This window comes from Magnetospirillum sp. ME-1 (assembly GCF_002105535.1).
Taxonomy (GTDB): Bacteria; Pseudomonadota; Alphaproteobacteria; order Rhodospirillales; family Magnetospirillaceae; genus Phaeospirillum.
Window position 1 is genome coordinate 652418 of sequence record NZ_CP015848.1, and the last position, 20618, is coordinate 673035.

At 64.4% G+C, this 20618-nt stretch carries 18 protein-coding genes; 4 read left to right on the top strand and 14 right to left on the bottom strand.

The genetic code is table 11. The features are described 5' to 3' along the window. Positions 1-1231: 1231 nt before the first annotated feature. The 8 genes from WV31_RS02960 to WV31_RS02995 form a co-directional block, all read right to left on the bottom strand. The gene (locus tag WV31_RS02960) at positions 1232-1927 is read right to left on the bottom strand and encodes an outer membrane protein (protein WP_168185837.1); all 696 of its coding nucleotides are present in this window, start codon (positions 1925-1927) and stop codon (positions 1232-1234) included. Between the two features lie 393 nt (positions 1928-2320). Continuing rightward, a complete protein-coding gene (locus WV31_RS02965; protein WP_085372190.1) occupies positions 2321-2536 on the bottom strand; it encodes a hypothetical protein in 216 nt (71 codons plus the stop codon). Then, on the bottom strand, positions 2526-2741 hold the full coding sequence (locus WV31_RS02970; RefSeq protein ID WP_145980718.1) for a hypothetical protein: 216 nt from the start codon (positions 2739-2741) through the stop codon (positions 2526-2528). Before WV31_RS02970 ends, WV31_RS02965 begins: the two co-directional genes overlap by 11 nt. Before the next feature lie 89 nt (positions 2742-2830). Further along, positions 2831-3715: a hypothetical protein gene (locus tag WV31_RS02975; protein WP_085372192.1), complete on the bottom strand. Its 885-nt coding sequence runs from the start codon at positions 3713-3715 to the stop codon at positions 2831-2833. Further along, positions 3712-3984 (bottom strand): hypothetical protein, encoded by a 273-nt coding sequence (locus tag WV31_RS02980; protein ID WP_085372193.1) that lies wholly within the window; start codon positions 3982-3984, stop codon positions 3712-3714. The genes WV31_RS02975 and WV31_RS02980 overlap by 4 nt, the downstream gene beginning before the upstream one ends. Before the next feature lie 351 nt (positions 3985-4335). Next, positions 4336-6702 carry a phage/plasmid primase, P4 family gene (locus tag WV31_RS02985; protein ID WP_168185838.1) on the bottom strand — a complete coding sequence of 789 codons (2367 nt, stop codon included), beginning with the start codon at positions 6700-6702 and terminating at the stop codon, positions 4336-4338. Continuing rightward, entirely contained in the window at positions 6689-6886 is a 198-nt protein-coding gene (locus WV31_RS22800; protein ID WP_085372195.1) for a helix-turn-helix domain-containing protein, read from the bottom strand. The genes WV31_RS02985 and WV31_RS22800 overlap by 14 nt, the downstream gene beginning before the upstream one ends. Positions 6887-7112: 226 nt before the next feature. Then, positions 7113-8336, bottom strand: coding sequence for a tyrosine-type recombinase/integrase (locus tag WV31_RS02995; protein ID WP_085372196.1), 1224 nt, complete (start codon positions 8334-8336; stop codon positions 7113-7115). A 265-nt stretch (positions 8337-8601) separates the two neighbouring features. On the opposite strand from WV31_RS02995, the gene WV31_RS03000 reads away from it, so the two are divergent. After that, on the top strand, positions 8602-9780 hold the full coding sequence (locus WV31_RS03000) for a DNA polymerase IV (protein WP_085375439.1): 1179 nt from the start codon (positions 8602-8604) through the stop codon (positions 9778-9780). A 3-nt stretch (positions 9781-9783) separates the two neighbouring features. Here WV31_RS03000 and WV31_RS03005 read toward each other — a convergent pair whose 3' ends face one another. Beyond that, entirely contained in the window at positions 9784-10824 is a 1041-nt protein-coding gene (locus WV31_RS03005; RefSeq protein ID WP_085372197.1) for an alpha/beta hydrolase, read from the bottom strand. Between the two features lie 22 nt (positions 10825-10846). After that, complete coding sequence (locus WV31_RS03010) at positions 10847-13330, bottom strand: sensor histidine kinase (protein ID WP_237051472.1); 2484 nt, start codon at positions 13328-13330, stop codon at positions 10847-10849. 120 nt (positions 13331-13450) lie between these two features. Here WV31_RS03010 and WV31_RS03015 point away from each other — a divergent pair, with 120 nt between their 5' ends. Next, positions 13451-14029, top strand: a complete 579-nt coding sequence (locus WV31_RS03015; RefSeq protein ID WP_085372198.1) for a YqaA family protein — start codon at positions 13451-13453, stop codon at positions 14027-14029. A gap of 426 nt (positions 14030-14455) precedes the next feature. On the opposite strand, the gene WV31_RS03020 is transcribed toward WV31_RS03015, so the two are convergent. Together WV31_RS03020 and fliI are read right to left on the bottom strand one after the other, a co-directional pair. Next, a complete protein-coding gene (locus WV31_RS03020; protein ID WP_085372199.1) occupies positions 14456-14890 on the bottom strand; it encodes a flagellar export protein FliJ in 435 nt (144 codons plus the stop codon). Between the two features lie 3 nt (positions 14891-14893). Next, positions 14894-16246: a flagellar protein export ATPase FliI gene (fliI, locus tag WV31_RS03025; RefSeq protein WP_085372200.1), complete on the bottom strand. Its 1353-nt coding sequence runs from the start codon at positions 16244-16246 to the stop codon at positions 14894-14896. 90 nt (positions 16247-16336) lie between these two features. On the opposite strand from fliI, the gene ctrA reads away from it, so the two are divergent. Then, positions 16337-17053, top strand: coding sequence for a response regulator transcription factor CtrA (gene ctrA / locus WV31_RS03030; protein WP_085372201.1), 717 nt, complete (start codon positions 16337-16339; stop codon positions 17051-17053). 193 nt (positions 17054-17246) lie between these two features. On the opposite strand, the gene ubiB is transcribed toward ctrA, so the two are convergent. Both ubiB and ubiE read right to left on the bottom strand, forming a co-directional pair. Then, the gene (gene ubiB, locus WV31_RS03035) at positions 17247-18788 is read right to left on the bottom strand and encodes a 2-polyprenylphenol 6-hydroxylase (protein WP_085372202.1); all 1542 of its coding nucleotides are present in this window, start codon (positions 18786-18788) and stop codon (positions 17247-17249) included. Positions 18789-18942: 154 nt separating this feature from the next. Then, positions 18943-19701 carry a bifunctional demethylmenaquinone methyltransferase/2-methoxy-6-polyprenyl-1,4-benzoquinol methylase UbiE gene (gene ubiE, locus WV31_RS03040; RefSeq protein WP_085372203.1) on the bottom strand — a complete coding sequence of 253 codons (759 nt, stop codon included), beginning with the start codon at positions 19699-19701 and terminating at the stop codon, positions 18943-18945. A 66-nt stretch (positions 19702-19767) separates the two neighbouring features. Between ubiE and mutM the strand changes: the two genes are divergently transcribed. Next, positions 19768-20607, top strand: a complete 840-nt coding sequence (mutM, locus tag WV31_RS03045; protein ID WP_085372204.1) for a bifunctional DNA-formamidopyrimidine glycosylase/DNA-(apurinic or apyrimidinic site) lyase — start codon at positions 19768-19770, stop codon at positions 20605-20607. Positions 20608-20618 lie beyond the last annotated feature (11 nt).

Sequence of the window (20618 nt, forward strand, 5' to 3'; positions counted from 1 at the left end):
CCTACCCGAAAGCATAAGGCATGCACTGGAAGCATGCCTCTGTCCTGCTTTTTGGTGTGGTTCGAAACCATTCCATGCCGTACATCAGTACTCACGACTTGTTGCAGCGCAGCAGGTCCCGAGTTCGGCGGTTTCCGCCACATCGTTCCCAGGCGCACTGCCTGGGTTCCGGGTCTTCGGACCCTACGTCTCCTAGACGTGAAGCCTCCCTGTTTGACTTTACCCCCTTGGGCAACCAAGGGGGTTTCTTTTTGTCGAATTTCTACGGGTTTGCGGCGGATTAGCGCCATCAATATAGTCGCATTACGTGCGCATACTGAGCCTGTGTCGAATTCAGGGACTTACTGGGGACTTAGGATGCCGTTGGCACCCCTCCTCGGTGGCGGTGGGCTCGGTCACGGGTCGCGCGCTTCCCCACCCCTGGCTTGATCCACCCCAGCCGATGGCCTCTCCCCAGGTCCCCGAGCCGTCCGGGTCCGCAAATCGCCTTGGTGGTGGGCATGGCCGAAACCCCGCCCACGGCCAAGGCGACCTCAGGCCAGCAATTCGGATGGTGGCATCCCCAGTGCGGCGGAAAGCCGCTCGATTTCAGGTAGGGTCAGAGCGCACGCCCCAGCCTCAGCGGCCATGAAGCGTGGCAGGGTCATTCCGACGATGGCCGCAGCCTCCCGAAACCCATAGCCATTCTGATGGTCACGCCATCGGCAGATACGACGCCCCACCCGTTGGGCCAGGGGCGACAGCGCCTCCGCCTCGCGGTCGGGGCGGGGGCCATGAGGCTTGGGAACGATGGCAACCCCATGCGTCCGAGCGAGCTTCCGAACCATGGAGACACTCAGCCCCTCGGCGGCAGCGATCACACCCACGCGCTCGCCCCGATGAAGGGCGGAAATTATCCGGTGATTGCGAGGAGACATGCCCAACACCCCATAGCCAAATACACAACAGTATTGACTATGCGGGGATAAGACTGTGAGAAGTATTTATTCGAGCACATGCGGAGAACAAAAGACAATGTTCGCATAATGTCATGTCAATGAGAACATACAGAAGGGGTACACCCTTTTTCTTGAATACTTTCTCATCACATATGCGGACAACTTAAATATTTATCCGGGTCAATTTTCAAAATTCACTATACTAGTATTTACGCATTATCTCAACAAAAAGAAAGCCCCACCCAAGAGGGTGGGGCCATTCAAACTAAGCTACAATGAGGCTCGATGGACTTCTAGAACCTATAGGTCAGAGTTCCAGAGACAACATGGGCCGTAAAGTCATCAACAAGATTGTTTCCGCTGTTGACCCAGATATAGCGGTACCGCCCACCGATATCGAAATTATCGGTGACCTTAACATCCAAACCCGCAATTCCCTGGGCCATCAGATTAGTGTTTGATGTTGAGGAATTAACGTTGAGGGTTCCAATTTTGGAAACCTTATCCTCCGTAGCGGCAAAACCGACACCACCACCCAAGACAGGGGTGACGCGGCCAACATACCCCATGGGAGTGATGTAGAGATTACCTGCGCCAGAGAACGTAGAGACACTGCCCGTGACCGGGGCAGAACCGCTAACGGTGTAGGTAGTTCCATTGTATGTGGCGGTCAAGTTGCCAGAAACGTTCTTGTAATCAAACGTCGCGTATCCGAACTCAGCCTCTGCCCGGAACCAGTTGTTAAACCGGTATCCGCCCGCAAGGCTGATAGCAGGTCCGGAGCTGAACTCAATGTCACCAGCGGCAGAAACGCTCAGGCCAGCGTTGCTACCATTCGCCCGAATACGAGTATTGTTGGGGATGATGGCACCAGCACTAACACCGATATCCCACCCGCCCGAGGACGCCTTTGCAACTTCAGCTGCGTCAGCAATGCCGACAGCCGCCAGAACCGAAACGCCAGCCAGAGCGGCAAGTGCTTTACGCATTCTTTCCCCCATTACGGAACAAAATTCAGGAATTCACGGATACATTAATCCCTGAATGGGTGCAACGCAGAGCGTGCCGATATGAAAGGGGGCCTCTCCTTTTTGATGATGTGTTGCACATCCGCAACAGCGAACATCATCACCATAACGAGGGCTACCGCTTTCCCCTCCGAGGCTTGAATTTTCGGTACTCGGCTTCGGTCATCTGACGGACGGGCATCAGGTAGTAGCTTCCCCCTCGCCGATACGCACAATGGCTCAGGACAGTGCCAGCCCCCTCACCATGGACATGGCTGCCCCCGCAGAATGGGCACTCAACCACGTACTGACGAAGCCCGCAGGGGGTTACCAGGGTTTGAACAATCGTTTCGCCTGAACAGGGGGCGTGTCTCATCACCACCCCCTCAACTTGAATGCCGATAGTGCGGGCTTGGCTAATCCGAACGCGACCTGGACATGTGCGGGCGCGGACGCCAGAGCGGTCAGGACCTCACCCAAATCGACGGACATGAATTCCGCCAACCGGGTTGGGGTCAGAACTGACCGGGGGCGGCGTTTGGCGGCGATCTCCACCGCCATGGCGACGATGCGAGCGTGGTCAGCGGTCACGGAAAGCCTCCCTCACATGGCCAGGGGCCAGCACCAGAGCGGCGGCAAGGTCGCTCTCGGTGACCCGACCGAACCTGACGTTCAAGTGGGCCAGGAGTGCGGCCATGGTGCCGCGTCCACCGTGGGCCACGACCTCGGCGATTTCGTCCGCAATGTGACGATGGAACCGGGCTTCGCGGGAGTTGATGGGGGAAGCGGCACCCACTACCGCCTCCCCCACCATGGCGCACTCCGGGGGGATGGGTGCGCCGATCACATGCCCCGACTCGCGGGAGAAGGAAGAACCCAAGCGGGTCATGCGAACCTCTGTGCGACGGTGCGGCCCAGGTCGCCGCCGAACTCGGTGGCCGCAACTTGGAGCTTGGATAAAACCTCGGGCGGAACCGAAATTTCGACCGGACGGGCGCGGCGGTTAATCTGGAGTCGATGGCGTCGGAAGTCCAGTGCGCCACGGGGCAGCAAAAAGCCGTCGCTCGTCTGGGCGGGTGCCGAACACCACATGCCGTCCAGGCCCAACAGCAGGTCACCCAAGGCCATTCCGGTTTTACGGTCCCGGATGTCGCCGTCGTCATCCGCCCAGTCGTGGCGGTCGAATTCGGCGGCGTAATCGGCATCCAGAACCAGGGTGGTCTGGGCGATCTGGCGGAGGGCCATGACCTTGGCCATGGAGGAACTCAACAGCCCGACCGCCTTGGACAGCAGGCCCGCGATCAGGTTCGCATTGTCGCCAGCGTCTTCGCCATTGGCCTTGCGGACTTCGACGATCATTCGCCGCTGGAGGGGCAGCCCCTCGACCTCGGCGGGGCAGCCGATCTGGAAGCCGCCGTGCTTGTCCGGTCCTTCGATGACCCTGGCCAGTTCCAAGCGGAGGAGGTCATTGCAACCAGCACCGGGGCCGATGGCACCGCGAACAGCGTGGCGGCAAGCGTCCCAGGCTTCCGGGCTGATGCTGCCATCGGTCAGGGCGTCCAAGTGGGTTCGCAGGGCGATGACGCAATCCGCCAGGGCGTCATTCCGGGCGATGGCGACCGCATGGTGCCAGCGGTTGTGGGCTTCGACTTCGGTCGCCTTCGGCGGGGTCGCGGGCGCGGAGGGGGACGTGATCCGCCCGATGTGATTGTCGGGCTGGGGACGGTGCCAGGGGGTGGTGGTGGTGTTGGCGGTGTCGAGGTTGGTCATGCGGATTTCCTCCAGCGACCGTTCGCTGTCTTGACCCGACGCCGTGCGGTTTCCTGGATTTCCTCGAGCATCCGGCGGTACGCCTCCGGGCCAATGTGGGCGTGGGTGTTGAACCAGTCCTGCGTGATCATGCGCCCGACCATGGCGCTCATGGTGAGCCCTTCGGATTGCGCCCGGAGTTCCAGCATATCGCGCTCGGTGGCCGTCAGTAGGGCCTGTATGGGGGTGCGGCGGGGCATGGTGTTTGTGTCTTTGGTGTTGTGCATCATCAGTAATCATGAGTCTGAAACGAAGTAGTTTCAAGGGTAAATGTTGGCTAATATGATGTAATTCGACGATAAAAATGAAATGTTACTAGTACATATCATTCACCTGGAGGAACTATATGGGCACTGGGGAGGCGCTGGGGAGGGCATTATCACCCTGCAACCCAATAGAACTGCCACTTAGGGAGTTTAGGGAGGGTTTTATGGTGTTTATCTAGTCGGCGGGGTGGTGGAGTGTACTCAACTCTCAAATGTCTTTCATTGGAGTGGATGTTATAAAAAACCTCCCCAAACTCCCTAACCCTTATCCGAAGCGGCTTTGGGGTGGGTTTTGCCCTCCCCAAAGCCTCCCCATCACTCCCCGGAAGACTCCCTGGCCTTCAACTCCGCCTCGGTCAGCAGGCGCACCCCGAAGAACCAAGGGTTCCCGTTCGACTTCGGCTTGAAGACCACCCCGTGCTTCTCAATATCTCCCGTCCACTGTTCGAGGGTGATGTTCGAGTTATCCAGGTTCATTCCCAACCACCCCCGGAAGCAGAACCACAGGTCAGGCCGCTTGATCTTGTCGGCGGCGTTCTTGGTGATGACGCAACGCTCATGAAGGAACTGCCCCACACGATCCATCTTGTCCGCGTACTCCCTGACCGCCTCCAGCACCGACGGCGGGGGCGTCAATCCCTCTTCCTGCCACAGGCGGCACCCTTCCAAGAGCCAGTTCAAGATACCAGCCGCCTCGGTCAGCAGTTCCGCCTTGAGGGTCCGGTTGATCTTGTCCCGAGGAACCGTGTTCCTAAACTTCACAACCCTGAGGCGGTTGATGAATGCTTTGTCGGCCCCGTCGAACGCCGGGAGCCCATTCGTCGCAAGGTTCAGCTTGGCCTGTGGCTGGTACGAGAAGAACTCTTTCCGCATAAAGCGAGCCGTCACCCGCTCATCCCCAGTGATGTTCTTGACCCTGGAGACGGCAAACTTCTGGTTTCGGTCGGTCTCCGAGGCCGTGACGAGGCGGGCACCTGCGAGAGCGGCAAGGTCGTTCGGGATGGCGTCCCCCCTCTGTTGGAGGAGCAGGGAGGGGGCTGCGGTCAAGGCGTATTGGCCCTCCCCCAAGATGGCCTTCACGGTCTCCAAGAGCACCGACTTGCCGTTGTCACCGTCGCCCCAGAAGATCAGGAGTGAACGGTCCTGGGTGGAACCGCTCAACGAGTACCCGAGATACTTCTGAAGGTACCGAACAACGTCCGCCTCCCCCTTGAAGGTCTCTTCGTGGAGGAACTGGAGCCACCGAGGACACTTGGCTTCCTGGTCAAACGTCACCGGGGCGACCTTGGTTACGAGGTCCTCCCGGTTGGTGGGTCTGATCGCCCCCGTTCGGAGGTCGATCAGGCCGTTCTGAACGTTCAACATCATGAGGTCAGCGTCGAAATCATCAGGGCGGACGACACAACCCAGTTCCGTCCGGGCCAGCTTCTCCACCGCAGCAATCTTCCCGGCGGTCTGAAACCCTCTGGCAAGCCTCTCCCGGTCGGTCCGGAGCTTGTTGTCAGGGATGGATGATGCCTTGTGCTCTAAAGCCCGGACCAAGGTCTTGACGGCCCGTTCCACGGCTCCGTTTTCGTCCATCTGGAACCTGTTTCCGGTCCAGTTCCACCACACTCCCCGACCGTACTTATGATCGGGGCCGAAGACCTTGGCGAACTCTTCGGCAGCATCCAGGTCGCTGTTGATGCTGCCGCCCTTGGAAGCGGCCCATTTAGCAATCTCCCGAACCTCGGACTGGGGCGGCAACGGCGGCTCCCGCCGCTCCTCCAGTTCCTTCCAGAGGATGGCGAAGATCGCCTCCGGGTCGTCGTAATGCCGCGCCGCGAGCTGTGCGGCCCGCGAGACCAGATGGTTATGGGTGGCGTGGGGGAGCAGCTTATCCGGCAGCTCATAGCGTTGGGACTGTTGAGCCGCCTTCCGTGTCCCGCCCAGCCCGAGGAGGAGAGCGCGGACCTGATCCATGGTCACGGTCGGCAAGGTGCTCTTGGGGGTGGTCAGGGGATGCCCTCCAATCCACCTGTTCGGCTGTTTGGAGAGAGGATTGACGCCGTAGGCGACGATCTGCTTCCCGCTCCCTCGGAGTTCTACGGCTTGAACCTTCCCCTGGTAGTCAGGGAAGGACCACACCTCACCGCCACCAACGTCGGCGCACTGATACAGGAGCGCCCCGCCTTTGGACCCGATCCGCATCGGGGTTTGTCCCAGCATTTCGAGAGCGAGCCCGAGCACCTGAGCAGAGAGGTCGGGGTCGTAGGTGTCGGCGTCCACCACCAACAGCCCACCACCGGACCTGATGCCCACGCCGTGGTTCTGGTATTGGGCCATCCAGGACGGGATAATGTCCAGGGTGGCTGTGGACCAATCGGAGACATAGGTGGCCTTGTCTCGGGGCACGACCGGGACCGGGAAATAGCCGTTTCTGACAAGCTGGTCCGCAACCGCGCCATAGGCGGGCGTCTGATCAAAAACCTCCTGGCCCTCAGTCCCGTCGAAATCGGGAACAAGGGTGGGGGGCTCCGAAACATCGGGGTTGCCGACACTGGCCACAGCATGAAGCAGGCCCCGAGCTTGCAAGAACACCACATTCGGTGTAGTATTGCCCTCGTTCCCCTTATTGTCGCTGTTGCTCTCCCCCTGGCTGGAACCGGGCGGGAGGGCGCTCATTCGATCAGGCGTCTGCATGGCGGGGGCCTCCCTGAACATAGGGGCGGCTATCGACCCAGGCATCCAGGTCAGAAACCCGGAACCGCAGGGTTTTTCCGATCTTGATGGCACGGAGTTCTCCCCGCCCCACGATGCGGGTAAGGGTGGCTCTGGAGATATCAAGGTATTTGCAGGCTTCCGGGGTAGGGATCAAGTCGAGCATCGGGATAGACCTATCCTGTGATGCCCCCTCTTCCGCGCCGTGCGGGGGCTTCTACAGGCTGATGCCATTCCCGGACAGGAATTGATTGTCGCAGTCGTCTTTCAACGAGGTGCCCCCCGCTCGCCAGAGGGTGAACCGTTCGCCTTCATCACTAGGGCTCGCGTTCCCGTGCATCCGACCATAAGACCCTGCACGAAAGAGAATCTGCCTGAGCAAGCATGATGTGTCAAGACGCCTCAAAAGCCACAACATTTTGTGGCCCAGAGGTATCGACAATCAGCATAACCCTATCCGCCCATGCCTGGAGCGCGGCCCGTTTCTCATCCAGGTAAGCATGGCGGTCATAGACCTTGTTCCCGATGCCGCCCACGGCATGGTTAAGGGCGCGTTCCCGGTGTTCTTCGCGGACCCCGAGGGCAGACATACCCGTGGTTACGGTCCTCCTGAAATCATGGAGCGTCCAGTGCTCCCAGTTGCTGGCCCCCACCGCCTTATCCAAGCTCTCCTTGAGGGATTTCTGGCCAGCATAGGGGATCTTCCCGTCAGTGGTAATGACGCACTCCCCCAACCTAGGCAGCGCCTCCAAGATGGCCTTGACCTCGTTGGACAAGGGCACGACGTGATCCCGATGCCCCTTGTTCCGGGCCTTCGGAAGGGTCCAGATACCCTTCTCAAGGTCGATTTCACTCCATGTCATACACCGGATTTCATCACGTCTCGCACCGGTCAAGATCAGCAACCGGATAAAGGCTCGGCTGGGGTCCGTCCGGACGTCGGTGGCCTCCCAAATGGCTTTCAGCTCACCATCGCTCAATACCCGGTCACGGGGCCTTTCCGTTACCTGCTTCTTGACCACGGCAGCGGGGTTGGCGTCCAGGTACTCACGTTCCACCGCCCAATTCAGGCAGGCTTTCAGGGCAGCGTGAACGCGGTTCACCTGAGCGTTTGTTCGCCAGCCTTTATTCTTGAGGCTGTCGAGAAGCTCTACCACATCGGCGCGGCGAAGCTCTCCGACCGTCTTTTTGCCCAGCACCGGTACGATATGGTTGGCAAATAGCTTCTCGGTCACGCCTGCCTTTCGGGTCTTGGCCACGTGCGCCTTGATGTAATCCGCCACCACGTCCGCAATCGTCTTCGCCTTCGCCTCCTCCTCTGCCTTGGCGGCAGCGGCGGCAGCCTCTTCGGAGACAAGGTCACGACCAACAGAGGCGGCAGCCGTGAGAGCTTTTGCCCTGGCCCTGGCATCGGACAGGCTGGTGGAGGGATATGTGCCATAGCTTTCCCGGAGTTGCTTCCGACCCTTCGGACGATACCGGATGGACCATGACTTGACCCCCGAGGCCATGACCCGGAGAACCAGACCGGGGGTGGTCTCGTCCACGATATCCAGCCGCCCAGATGCTGGTGGGGTGATGTTCTTCACGAAGGCGTCGGTCAGCTTGGCTTTCATGGCGATCCCTTCGGGGACTTACTGGGGACTTAAGATGTTTTCGATGGGAGCAAGCCCACAATTCCAGGCCATTCTACGCTAAAGCCGCATAAATGCTAGAGTTAGTGATGATTGATGCAGCATGGTGACGCCTCAGGCGTCTCGAATAGACACCAAAACACATATCACTACATAACTCCTAGACGTGAAGCCTCCCTGTTTGACTTTACCCCCCGGTGCATAACCGGGGGGTTTCTTTTTGGGCCGCCCGCGCTATAGTCCCTTCATGGGAACATATAGTGATCAAACGCTGGCGGTGTGCCGGGATTGCGGAGCCATGGGAGACGGGGCGGCGGTCTGCGCCGCCTGCGGCTCACCCCGGCTGGTGCGTCATGCCGAGTTGGCCGACCTCACCATTGCCCATATCGATTGCGACGCCTTCTACGCCTCGGTGGAGAAGCGCGACAACCCGTCCCTGATGGACAAGCCGGTGATCGTCGGTCACGCCGGCGGGCGGGGCGTGGTGACCACCGCCTGCTACGTGGCGCGCAAGTTCGGGCCGCGTTCGGCCATGCCCATGTTCAAGGCGCTGGAATTGTGCCCCCACGCCGTGGTCATTCCCCCCGACATCGCGAAATACAAGCGGGTCAGCGCCCATATCCGCGCCCTCTTCGAGAAGGCCACGCCGCTGGTGGAGCCCCTGTCCCTGGACGAGGCCTATCTCGACCTGTCGCCGGGCGTCAGGCTGGTGGAGCGCCCGGCCGCCGTCCTGCTGGCCCGGCTGGCCCGCGCCATCCGGCGCGAGGTGGGCATCACCGTCTCGGTGGGCTTAAGCTACAACAAGTTCCTGGCCAAGATGGCGTCGGACCTCGACAAGCCCGACGGCTTCTCGGTGATCGGCCGGGCCGAGGCGGCGGCGTTCCTGGCGCCCCGCCCGGTCACCGCCCTGTTCGGCATCGGCGCGGCCACGGCGGCGCGCATGGCCGAGCAGGGCATCACCACCATCGCCCAGCTCCAGTCCCTGCCCGAGGCGGAATTCGTGGCGCGCTGGGGCAAGTTCGGCCGAAGGCTGTCCGGCATGGTGCACGGCATCGATACCCGCCCGGTCAATCCCGACCGCCCGGCCAAAAGCGTCTCCACCGAAACCACCTTCGCCCGCGACATCCGCGATGCCCACGCCCTGGCCGAGGCGCTGGCGCCCCTGGCCGATGGCGTGGCGCGGCGCCTCGACCGCGCCCGGCTGGCGGGACGGACCGTGGTGCTGAAACTGAAGACCGCCGATTTCAAGGTGGTCACCCGCCACCACCGCCTGGCCGCCCCCACCACGCGGGCGGAGGTCATCCTGCGCGCCGGGCTGGCCCTGCTGGAGCGTCAGGCGGACGGGCGCGCCTTCCGCCTGCTGGGCATCGGCCTGACCGACCTCTGCCCGGCGGAAGAGGCCGACCCGCCCGATCTGTTCGGTTAGTGCCTAGCGCCGGGGCGCCGGCGATTCCAGGAACTCGGCCACCGCCTGATAGAGCTGCTTGCGGTTCTTTTCGATCAGGGCCGCATGGGTGGCCTCGCCCACCATGACATAGCGCTTGTAGGGCGATCCGGTGAGGCGGTTGAACAGCTTCATGCCCATGGCGGGCGGCGCCTCGGCGTCCCACTCGCCCTGGATCACCAAAGCGGGAATGGACAGGCGCTCGGGGTTCCAGCGCGGCTTGTTGGATGCCCAATAGCGCATGGTGTCCAGCACCACGCCGTTGGGCGCGCGCACCGTGTTGGGAGTGGCGGGCTCGGGGTCGCTGGCCAGGGTCGCCTTCAGCCAGTCGGCGAACACCGCCTTGGGCAGGACACCGTCCCGCTTGGCCTCGGGCACCGCTTTGAGCCAGATGTCGCGGGCGTCCCTGGGGTCCACCTGCCGCCAGGCGGGCACCCGGGCCAGTTCGGCGTCGGTGGGCGGCGTCACCTCGCGCAGCCATTGCGGCGCATAGAGCACCAGCCGCTCCACCTTGTCCTGGGCGGTGTTGGCGTAGGTCCCCGCCAGGGTGGCGCCCCACGACCAGCCGACCAGCACCAGGCGCTGGCCATTGCGCCGCGACAGAATGAAATCCACGGCGCGGGTGACGTCCTCGACCGCCTCGGTGGTGTCGACCACGGGGGCGTTGGCCTCGGGCGTCTGCTTCATCTCAGGGGGACGGCCCGACTTGCCGTAGCCGCGGATGTCGAGCGTATAGACGTCGTAGCCCCGGGCCGCCATCCAGTCCATCCAGCTCTGGCCGTCCACCGCCATGTCGAAGGAGGAATGGGCGGGATAGGTGGCGCCGTGCAGGAACAGCACCGTCTTCTCCGGCTTGACGTCGTAGAGATTGGCGGGATGCTTGTTGCGGATGTAGAGCTGCTGGTCCGGCCACTTGCTGCCGATGGAGAATTCCTCGGTCACCGTCTCGGCCCGGGCGGGCAGGGCCGCCGCCACCAGCATCGCGGCGGCAACAAGACCGCCCCGCCATCCCATCTTGCTCATCATCACCCGTCCGCTCCCTTGGTTGTCATGTCGCCCCGGCGCCCACCGGCAGACGCACGGTCACCACCGTACCCTCGCCGGGGACCGAAGCCAATTCCACCCTGCCGCCGTGCAGATCGACGAAGCGCTGCACCAGGGCGAGGCCAATGCCTGAATCGTCGTCATTCTGACCGGCCGGCAACGCCTCGCGGCGGCCGCCCGCCACGAAGCCGCCGAACAGGCGTTGGCGCTGCTCGTCGGAAAGGCCGGCGCCGGTATCGCTGATGGTCAGCGCCAGCTCGCTCGGCCGCCGCTCGGCCCGCACCATGACCCGGCCGCCCGCAGGCGTGCGCTTCAGCGCGTTGCCCAGCAGGTTGAACAGCACCTGGCGCAGCCGCCGCTCGTCGGCGACGATCCAGCCGATATCCAGCGGGCAGTCGAAGTCCAGGTGCAGCTTCTTTTCCCGCACCCGTTCGCGCACCAGCCCCAGCACCCCGGACAGCATGGGGTGGATATCGACGGTGTCCAGTTCCAGCGCCATCTGCCCGGCCTCGATGGCGGCGAGGTCGAGGATGTCGGAGATCAGCGCCTGCAGCCCCTGGCCCGCCTCGGTGATGCCCTTGGCGTATTCGTGCTGGCGCTTGTTGAGCTTGCCGAAATATTCGGCGGCCAGCATCTCGGAGAAGCCGATCACCGTGGTCAGCGGCTTTCTGACCTCGGCCGAGACATTGGCGATGAATTCGCTTTTCAGCAGGTCGGCGGCGGCCAGGGCCTCGTTCCTCTCACGCAGCGCCCGCTCCACCCGCGCCGAATCGGTGACGTCCAGCCAGGTGAGCAGCATGGCCCCGTCGGGCAGCGGCACCGAGGCGAAATCCACGATGGAATCGTCCAGGCGCTCGACCCGGCCGCTTTGGGGCGCCCTTGTGTTGAACAGGGCCATCAGGCGTTCGCGCATTTCCGGCCAGACCGAGGCGCGGTCGGCGCCGCCCTCGAAATAGGGCCGGTGGGCTTCGACCAGCTCGTTGACGTGGGGCTCGGCCTCCAGCATGGAGGGCGGAAGATTCCAGATGCGCCCGTAGGCGGGATTGAACAGGCGCAGCCGCCCGTCGCCCCGAAACACCGCCACGCCCTCGTGCAGGTGGTCCAGGGTCTCGCGCTGCACCGCCAGCGCGGTGTTGAACGAACGCTCCAGCGCCAGGGTGTCGGTGACGTCCTCGTAGGTGAAGATCAGGCCGCCATAGGGGTGGGCGGCGATCATGCGGCGCAGCGTGCGGCCGTCGGGCAGGTGCAGCAGGGTCTCGGCGGCGTCGATCAGCGAGATGAACCGCTTCAGCTCGTCTTCCTTGTAGGCGCGGTAATCGGCCACCTCGGGCAGCAGGCGGCGTTCGCGCAACGAATCCAGCACGGCGCCGTAGGTGGGCTGGGCCGACAGCCATTCCGCTTCCAGCCGCCACAGCCGGGTGAAGGCGGTGTTGAAGAAGGTGAGGCGAGTGTCGGTGGAGAAGATGGCGATGGCGGTGGCCAGATGCTCCAGCACCTGGGCGTGGGCGCTGGCGTGGCGCCCCAGTTCCACCTGCAGTTCCTCGATGCGGGTGAGGTCCATGGCGTAGCCGGCGGTCAGCAGCCCGCCGTCGCTGGTCTCGAACGGCGCCTCGATGATCTCGGTGAAGCGGCGCTGGCCGCCCAGGACCAGATGGAAGGATTCGGCGCGCGGCTCGCCCGCCGCCCGCGCCCGCGCGGCCAGGGCGCGGGCCTCGCGCACCGAACCGTCCGAGGCCAGTTCGATCTGCCCCGCCACCGCCGCCTGGGGCGAGGCCACGTCCACCGCCCTGGCATAGGCCCGGTTGACGTGCAGCAGCGACAAATCGTCGTCGCGCACCCAGACGGGGATGGGCAGCATGCCCAAGAGCCCCTCGATCCGTTCCCGCTCGGCCACCAGCCCGGCCAGACGCGACGCCAGTTCCGCCTCGAAGGCGGCCCCCTCGGTGACGTCGTGCATCCAGACCAGATCGGCCAGAGCCTGGCCGTCCGCCCCGGCGGCGCGGATGCCCACCGCCCGGACGCGGCGGCCGCCGTCGCGCAGGCGCAATTCCAGTTCGAAGCCCTGGCCCTCCTCGCGCAGGCGCGACGCCGCGCCGTCCAGCTGGGCGGCATCGGCGGCGGCAAAGGATTCCAGCACGTCGGTGAAGGTGGACTCGGTGCCGCCGAACAGGCCCAGCAGCACGGCGAGACGGCGCGAGCAGATCTGGCGTTCGGCGCCCAGCCAGGCATAGAAGCCGTCGGGGGCCGCCAGCAGGCTTTCGCCCAGGCGCTCGGCCAGGGCGGCGGACCGCGTCGCCTCGGCGGCCAGCCCCACCATGCGCCAGCGCAAGAGCAGCAGCGCCGCCACGGCGGGCACCAGGACCAGCAGGGCGCCGATGCCCAGCGACAGGGGATCGAAGCGCAGCGCGGCCAGGACGGATGCCTCCTCGGCCACGGCGTCGCCCGCCGCCCCCATTACCGCCAATCCCGCCGCGATCGCCGCGCGCATGTCCGCATTCTCCCCGATACGGCCCCAAAGTGCCGTTGACGCGCGCAAAAGACAAGGGGTGGTTGCCCCATCGGCCTTCGGCTGCTAAACCTCGCCGGCATATCCCAGGGAGAGAGCGAGATGCTGAAGGGCCTTTACGACTGGATGATGGCCAAGGCGGCCCACCGTCACGCCATCTGGTGGCTGGCGGCCATCTCGTTCATCGAAAGCTCGTTCTTCCCCATTCCACCCGACGTCATGCTGATCCCCATGGTGATCGCCGCGCCCACCCAGTGGCTGCGCATCGCCATGATCTGCACCCTGTCCTCGGTGGCGGGCGGCTTCCTCGGCTATGCCATCGGCGCCTTCGCCATGGATTCCATCGGCATGGCCATCCTGGGCGCCTTCCATCTGCAGGAGAAGTTCCACGCGCTCAAGCCGATCATCGACGAATGGGGCGTGTGGTTCATCATCGTCAAGGGCGCCACCCCCATCCCCTACAAGCTGGTGACCATCACCGCCGGCGCCTTCGATTTCGACCTGGCCAAGTTCACCTTCGCCTCCATCGTGGCGCGCGGCATGCGCTTCGTCCTGGTGGCCGCCCTGCTGTGGAAATTCGGCCCCCCCATCCGCGATTTCGTCGAGAAGCGGCTGAAGCTGGTCACCACCGTGTTCGTCATCGTCCTGGTGGGCGGCTTCTTCGTGGTCAAGCTGCTGTAGCCCGAACCGCCCTGCTGAACCAGCGATAACCTTCGGGCCGGGATGGCAAAGCTCTTGCCGAGTTCGGTCGCTTGAATTATTCTACTTCTCACTCTGACGCCCGTCCCAGCTCCCCCCACTCCGCCGGGACGGACCGCCAGGGCCCCACCGCTCAATCTCAGGGAGACGGGTGGGAAAAGGGCATCGCTCGCGCCACCCTCCCCCCATACGGGGCGCGAAGCTGCCACGGGCGGCGAGGGATGAAAGCCGGGAAACCGGCCCTATCCCTCGCCGGCCCATAAATCCTGTCGCCATAGGAAAAGCCTGTCATCCCGACGCCCCAGGGCGGAGGGATCTCCGCCTGGATTTCAGGTTGCATGTCTGAAAAGCCGGGTCAGGAAGAGATCCCTCGCCTACGCTCGGGATGACATCCGGGGCGAGCGGCGCCTACCCCTCTTCCTTATCCTTGCGTCGGTGGATATTTAAGCCCACCTCGTCCAGGAAGGCCTGCTCCTTCTTGTCCATCTCGGCCTGGGCGCGGCGTTCACGTTCCTTCTGGGTGATCTCGTAGGTCTTCAGCTGGTTGAAGGCTTCGGCCAGCTCGTCGCGCGCCCGGTTGATCTCCTGGCGCACCTGCTCGAGCATCTGCATCAGCTGTTCGCGCCGGGCCAGCCAGGCATTGGCGAAGGCGGCATAGGCGAAGCCCACGCCGGCCGCATCCTGGGCCGCCACCTGCTGCTCATGGATCAGGCTTTGCTCGGCCTGCTGGATGGCCGCCAGGATCTGGTCCTCGCGGCCTTGCAGGGCCACCAGGACGCGCTGCTTCTCGTCCACATTCCACTTGGACAGCCGGATGAGGGTTTTCAGTCCCTTGGCGGACATCTATCACTTCCGCCCCATTCCATCGCCGTCGAAGGGCATGCCGAGGATTTCGGCCAGCTGGGCGTAGGCGGTCTGGAGATTGGTGGCCTCGGTCTTCAGCTGGCCCAGGAAGGCCTCGATGGCCGGATAATAGTGGATGGCCTCGTCCACCTTGGGGTCGGTGCCCCGGCGATAGGCGCCCAGGCGGATCAGCTCGGCCATGTCCTCGTAGGTGGACAGCAGGGCGCGGGCCCGACGCACCAGATCGTTTTCTTGGGCATTGTTGCAGCCGGGCATGGTTCGGCTGACCGAACGCAGGATGTTGATGGCCGGATAGCGGCCGCGCTCGGCGATGGCGCGGTCCAGCACGATGTGGCCGTCCAGGATGCCGCGCACCGCGTCGGCGATGGGCTCGTTATGGTCGTCGCCGTCCACCAGCACGGTGAACAGCCCGGTGATGGAGCCCTTGCCCGTTCCCGGCCCGGCCCGCTCGAGCAGGCGCGGCAATTCGGCGAAGACGGTGGGCGTATAGCCCTTCGACGCCGGCGGCTCGCCCGCCGAGAGCGAAATCTCGCGCTGGGCCATGGCGAAGCGGGTCACCGAATCCATCATGCACAGCACGTCCAGGCCCTGGTCGCGAAAATACTCGGCCACGGTCAGCGTCATATAGGCGGCCTGGCGGCGCATCAGCGGGCTTTCGTCCGAGGTGGAGACCACCACGATGGAGCGCTTCATGCCCTCCGGCCCCAGATCGTCCTCGATGAACTCGCGGGCCTCGCGGCCGCGCTCGCCGATCAGCCCCAGCACCGCGATGTCGGCCGAGGTGTTGCGCGCCATCATGGACATGATGGACGACTTGCCCACGCCCGAACCGGCGAAGATGCCCATGCGCTGGCCGCGGCAGCAGGTGAGGAAGGCGTTGACCGAGCGCAGGCCCAGATCGATCTTGCCCGACACCCGGGTGCGGGAATGGGCCGAGGGCGGCTGGGCCTTGACCGGATAGGCGGTGTCGCCGCCGGGCAGCGGCCCCAGGCCGTCCACCGGCTCGCCGAAGCCGTTGATCACCCGGCCCAGCCAGCCCCGGTCGGGATAGACCACCGGCTCGGCGTCCTGTACCTCGGTGCGGCAGCCAAGTCCGATTCCTTCGATGGGGGAATAGGGCATCAGCAGCGCCCGGCCCTGGCGGAAGCCCACAACCTCGCAGATCACCCGGCGTCCGTCGCGGGCCACCACGTTGCAGCGGTCGCCCACCGAAATGGTCCGCTGCACGCCGCCGGCTTCCAGCAGCATGCCCTGGACGGCAGCCACCTGGCCGTAAACCTGGATGTTGGAAACCCGTTCGATGTCGCTGATCAGGTTGCGGACAAGGAATTTCAATCGCGTACCCCTTCCAGCCGCCTTGAACTCATCAGAATACACCCGTATGGTTAACACATCGTAGAGACGGATGGGACCGGGGACCTTACGATGCGAGTTCTAGTGGTCGAAGACGACCAGCTGATGTCCAGAGCGATCGAAGCCATGCTCAAGGCCGAGGGCATGGTGGTCGACACCACTGCCTTGGGCGAAGACGGGCTCGAAATCGGCAAGCTCTACGATTACGACATCATCCTGCTGGACCTGATGCTGCCCGACATGGACGGCTACGAGGTGCTGCGCCGCCTGCGTTCGGCGCGCATCGAAACGCCGGTGCTGATCCTGTCGGGCCTTTCCGAGCCGGACAAGAAGATCAAGGGCCTGGGATCGGGCGCCGACGATTACCTGACCAAGCCGTTCGACAAGGGCGAGCTGGTGGCCCGCATCCAGGCCATCGTCCGACGCTCCAAGGGCCACGCCCAGTCGGTGATCGACACCGGCAAGCTGTCGGTCAACCTGGATGCCCGCACCGTCGCCGTCACCGGCGAGCCGCTGCACCTCACCGCCAAGGAATACGGCATCCTGGAACTGCTCAGCTTGCGCAAGGGCCAGACGCTCACCAAGGAACAGTTCCTCAACCACCTCTACGGCGGCATCGACGAGCCCGAGCTGAAGATCATCGACGTCTTCATCTGCAAGCTGAGAAAGAAGCTGGCCACCGCGACGGGGGGCGAATCCTACATCGAGACGGTGTGGGGACGCGGCTACGTCCTGCGTGACCCCGACCTGCCGGCGGCCAATTCCAACAAGGCCGGCGCGGCCGAGTGACTCGTCGGGCTATCGCCCGAACCCATCTGCTCGCTTTGCTCGTCCCTTCGGGACCGCATCTTCGATGCGTCGTTTGCCCCTGCGGGGCTGCACGGGGCGATGCCCCGGACGCCACTTTATTCATGAATCAAAGGAAGGTTTGGAGGCATCGCCTCCAACCGGGGACCGGGGCGGGAGCCCCGTGCCATTCCCCCTATTTCAGATACAGCGCCACCGCCAGGGCGGCGGCGATGAGCCAGCCGAGGGCGGGCACGGGACGTCGCGCGCGGTTTTGCTGCGGGAACATGGCCTTGACCGTTTCCGGGTGCAGCTTGAGCCCCTGGTTGACCAGCATGGAATAGGTCCGCTCGGTCTCGGCGATCAGGCGGGGCAGACGCTCCAGCGAGCCGACCACGCTGCTGACCGTTTCGCGCACCTTGGCCTCGGGGCCGAGGTTTTCGCGCATCCAGCCTTCGATCAGCGGCTGGGCCAAGTGCCACATGTTGATGTTGGGGTCGAGGATACGCCCGACGCCCTCGGCCACCAGCATGCTCTTTTGCAGCAGCAGCAGCTGGGGCTGGGTTTCCATGGCGAAGGTCTCGGTCACCTGGAACAGCTGGCCCAGCAGCTTGGCGATGGAGATTTCGTGCAAGGGACGGCCCAGGATCGGCTCGGCGATGGAGCGGCAGGCCTGGGTGAAGGTGTCCATGGACTGGTCGGCGGGGACATAGCCGGCGGCGAAGTGCACCTCGGCCACCTTGCGGTAGTCGCCCGACAGAAAGCCCAGCAGCATCTCGCCCAGGAAGCGCCTTGTGCGCTTGTCCACCCGGCCCATGATGCCGAAATCCATGGCGATGAGCTGGCCGCCCTCGCCGATGAACAGGTTGCCCGGATGCATGTCGGCGTGGAAGAAGCCGTCGCGGAACACCTGCTTGAACATGGCCTCGGCGGCCTTGGCCAGCACGTCCACCGGGTCGATGCCCGCCGCCAGCAGACGCTCGGTCTCGTCCACCGGAATGCCCGAGACCCGTTCCAGCGTCAGCAGCCGCTTGCCGGTGCGCAGCCAGTCCACTTCCGGCACCTTGAAATTGTCGTCGCCGCGGAAATTCTCGGCCAACTCGGAGGCCGCCGCCGCCTCGAAGCGCAGATCCATCTCCAGCGTGACGGATTCCTCGAAGGTCTTGACCGTCTCCACCGGCTTTAAGCGGCGGATGCGCGGCAGGGCCAGCTCGGCCCACTCGGCCAGCCAGTACAAGAGGTCGATATCGCGGTGGAACTTGGCCTCGACGCCGGGGCGCAGCACCTTGACCGCCACCTCGCGCCCCTGGCGGGTGGTGGCGAAATGCACCTGGGCGATGGAGGCCGCCGCCACCGGCACGTCGTCGAAGGCGGAATAGAAGTTGGACAGCGGCCCGCCCAGCTCCTCCTCGACGATGCGCCGCGCCTCTTCCGGCGGGAACGGCGGCAGCTCGTCCTGCAGGCCCGACAGGTCGGCGGCCATCTCCTCGCCCAGCAGGTCGGCGCGGGTGGACAGGGCCTGACCCAGCTTGATGAAGGACGGCCCCAGCTCGGCCAGGGCGGCGGCCAGACGCTGGCCCGGACGGCCCTCGCTCACCGGGCGACGCCCTCCCCGCAGCAGCTTCGAGCCGAAGCGCGCCATGGGCAGGTAGTCTTCCAGCAGGAACAGCGCGTCGTGGCGGGCCAGGACGCGGCCGATGGTCAGCAGGCGGTTCAGATTTCTAAAGGACCGGATCATGGTGACAGACTCTCAACCTGTCTTGTCTTGTCATCCCGAGCGATAGCGAGGGATCTCCGCCTGGAATGTCGGGGCCGATTCGGACCCGACGGGGCAGAACGAGATCCCTCCTCCCGATGGTCGTCGGGACGACAATTCACCTCACCGGACGAGATCACAGGCGCCACCCCGAATGGATGGCGGCGATGCCCGCCGACAGGTTGCGCACCTCGACGCGGGCGAAGCCGGCGGCCTCGACCATGGCGGCCATTTCCTCCTGGGGCGGGAACTTGCGGATGCTTTCCACCAGATACTGATAGGCCTCGGCATTGCCGGTGACCATGCCGCCCACCTTGGGCAGCACGTTGAAGGAATAGGCGTCATAGGCCTCGCGCAGGCCGGGCACGATGACGCGCGAGAACTCCAGGCACATGAACCGCCCGCCGGGGCGCAGCACGCGATAGGCCTCGGCGATGGCACGGTCCCAATGGGTGACGTTCCTCAGGCAAAACGCGATGGTGTAGCGGTCGACCGACCGGTCGGGTATGGGCAGCTCCTCGGCATTGCCGCACACCCAGGTCAGCCCGTCCAGCAGATTGCGGTCCACGGCGCGGTCGCGCCCGACGGACAGCATCTCGCGGTTGATGTCGCACACGGTCACGGGGCCGCCGCCCCGCTTCTTCCAGCCGAAGGCGATGTCGCCGGTGCCGCCGCCCACGTCCAGCAGGGTCTGGTCCGGCCGGGGGCGCAACATGTCGAGAAACGCCGACTTCCACAGGCGATGGACGCCGGCGCTCATCAGGTCGTTCATCAGATCGTATTTGGACGCCACCGAATCGAAGACGCCGCGAACGAGGGAAACCTTCTCGTCCTCGGCCACGGTCTTGAAGCCGAAATGGGTGGTGCCGTCGTTGTGGGAAGGGCTGTTCGTCATGGTGCGGCACCTTAGCTCGGAATTTCTGCGCTGTCACGGGGCGGAGCCTGTCTTATACTCCACGCCATGCCCGAACTGCCCGAAGTCGAGACCGTCGCCAAAGGCCTGGCCCAAGTGTGGGACGGGCGGCGATTCGCGCGCGTCGAGACCCGGCGCGCCGGGTTGCGGGTGCCCTTCCCCACGGACTTCGCCCAGCGCCTGACCGGCCGCCATGTGGAAAGCGTCGGACGGCGCGCCAAGTATCTGGTGGTGCGCCTGGACGGCGGGCTGGTCATGCTGGGCCATCTCGGCATGTCGGGGCGCATGACCATCTCGCCCTTGCGCAACGCGGCCCCCGGCCCCCACGACCATGTGGAATGGGTGACGGACCAGGGCATCTCGGTAACGCTCACCGATCCCCGCCGCTTCGGTCTGTTCACCCTGTGCGAGGCTGGCGAACTGGCCACCCATCCCCTGCTGGCCGATATCGGGCCGGAGCCGCTGGACGAAGCCTTCGACGCCGGCGCGCTGGCCGAAGCGCTGCGGGGCAAGAGCGGCCCCATCAAGACGGTTCTGCTGGACCAGAAGGTGGTGGCGGGCCTGGGCAACATCTATGTGTGCGAAAGCCTGTTCCGGGCGGAGATCTCTCCGCTGCGTCCGGCCGGGTCCTTGAGCCGGGCCGAGATCGAGCGCCTCGTGCCCCTGGTCAAGGCCGTGCTGCGAGACGCCATCGCCGCCGGCGGCTCCACCTTGAAGGACCACGCCAGACCCGACGGCGAACTGGGCTATTTCCAGCATTCCTTCCAGGTCTACGGCCGCGAAGGCGAGCGCTGCCCCGGATGTCCCGGAACGCCGGAATGCGGCGGCGTCCGCCGGATCACCCAGGCAGGACGCTCCACTTTCTATTGTGCGAAGCGGCAAGTGTGATGGTATAGGGA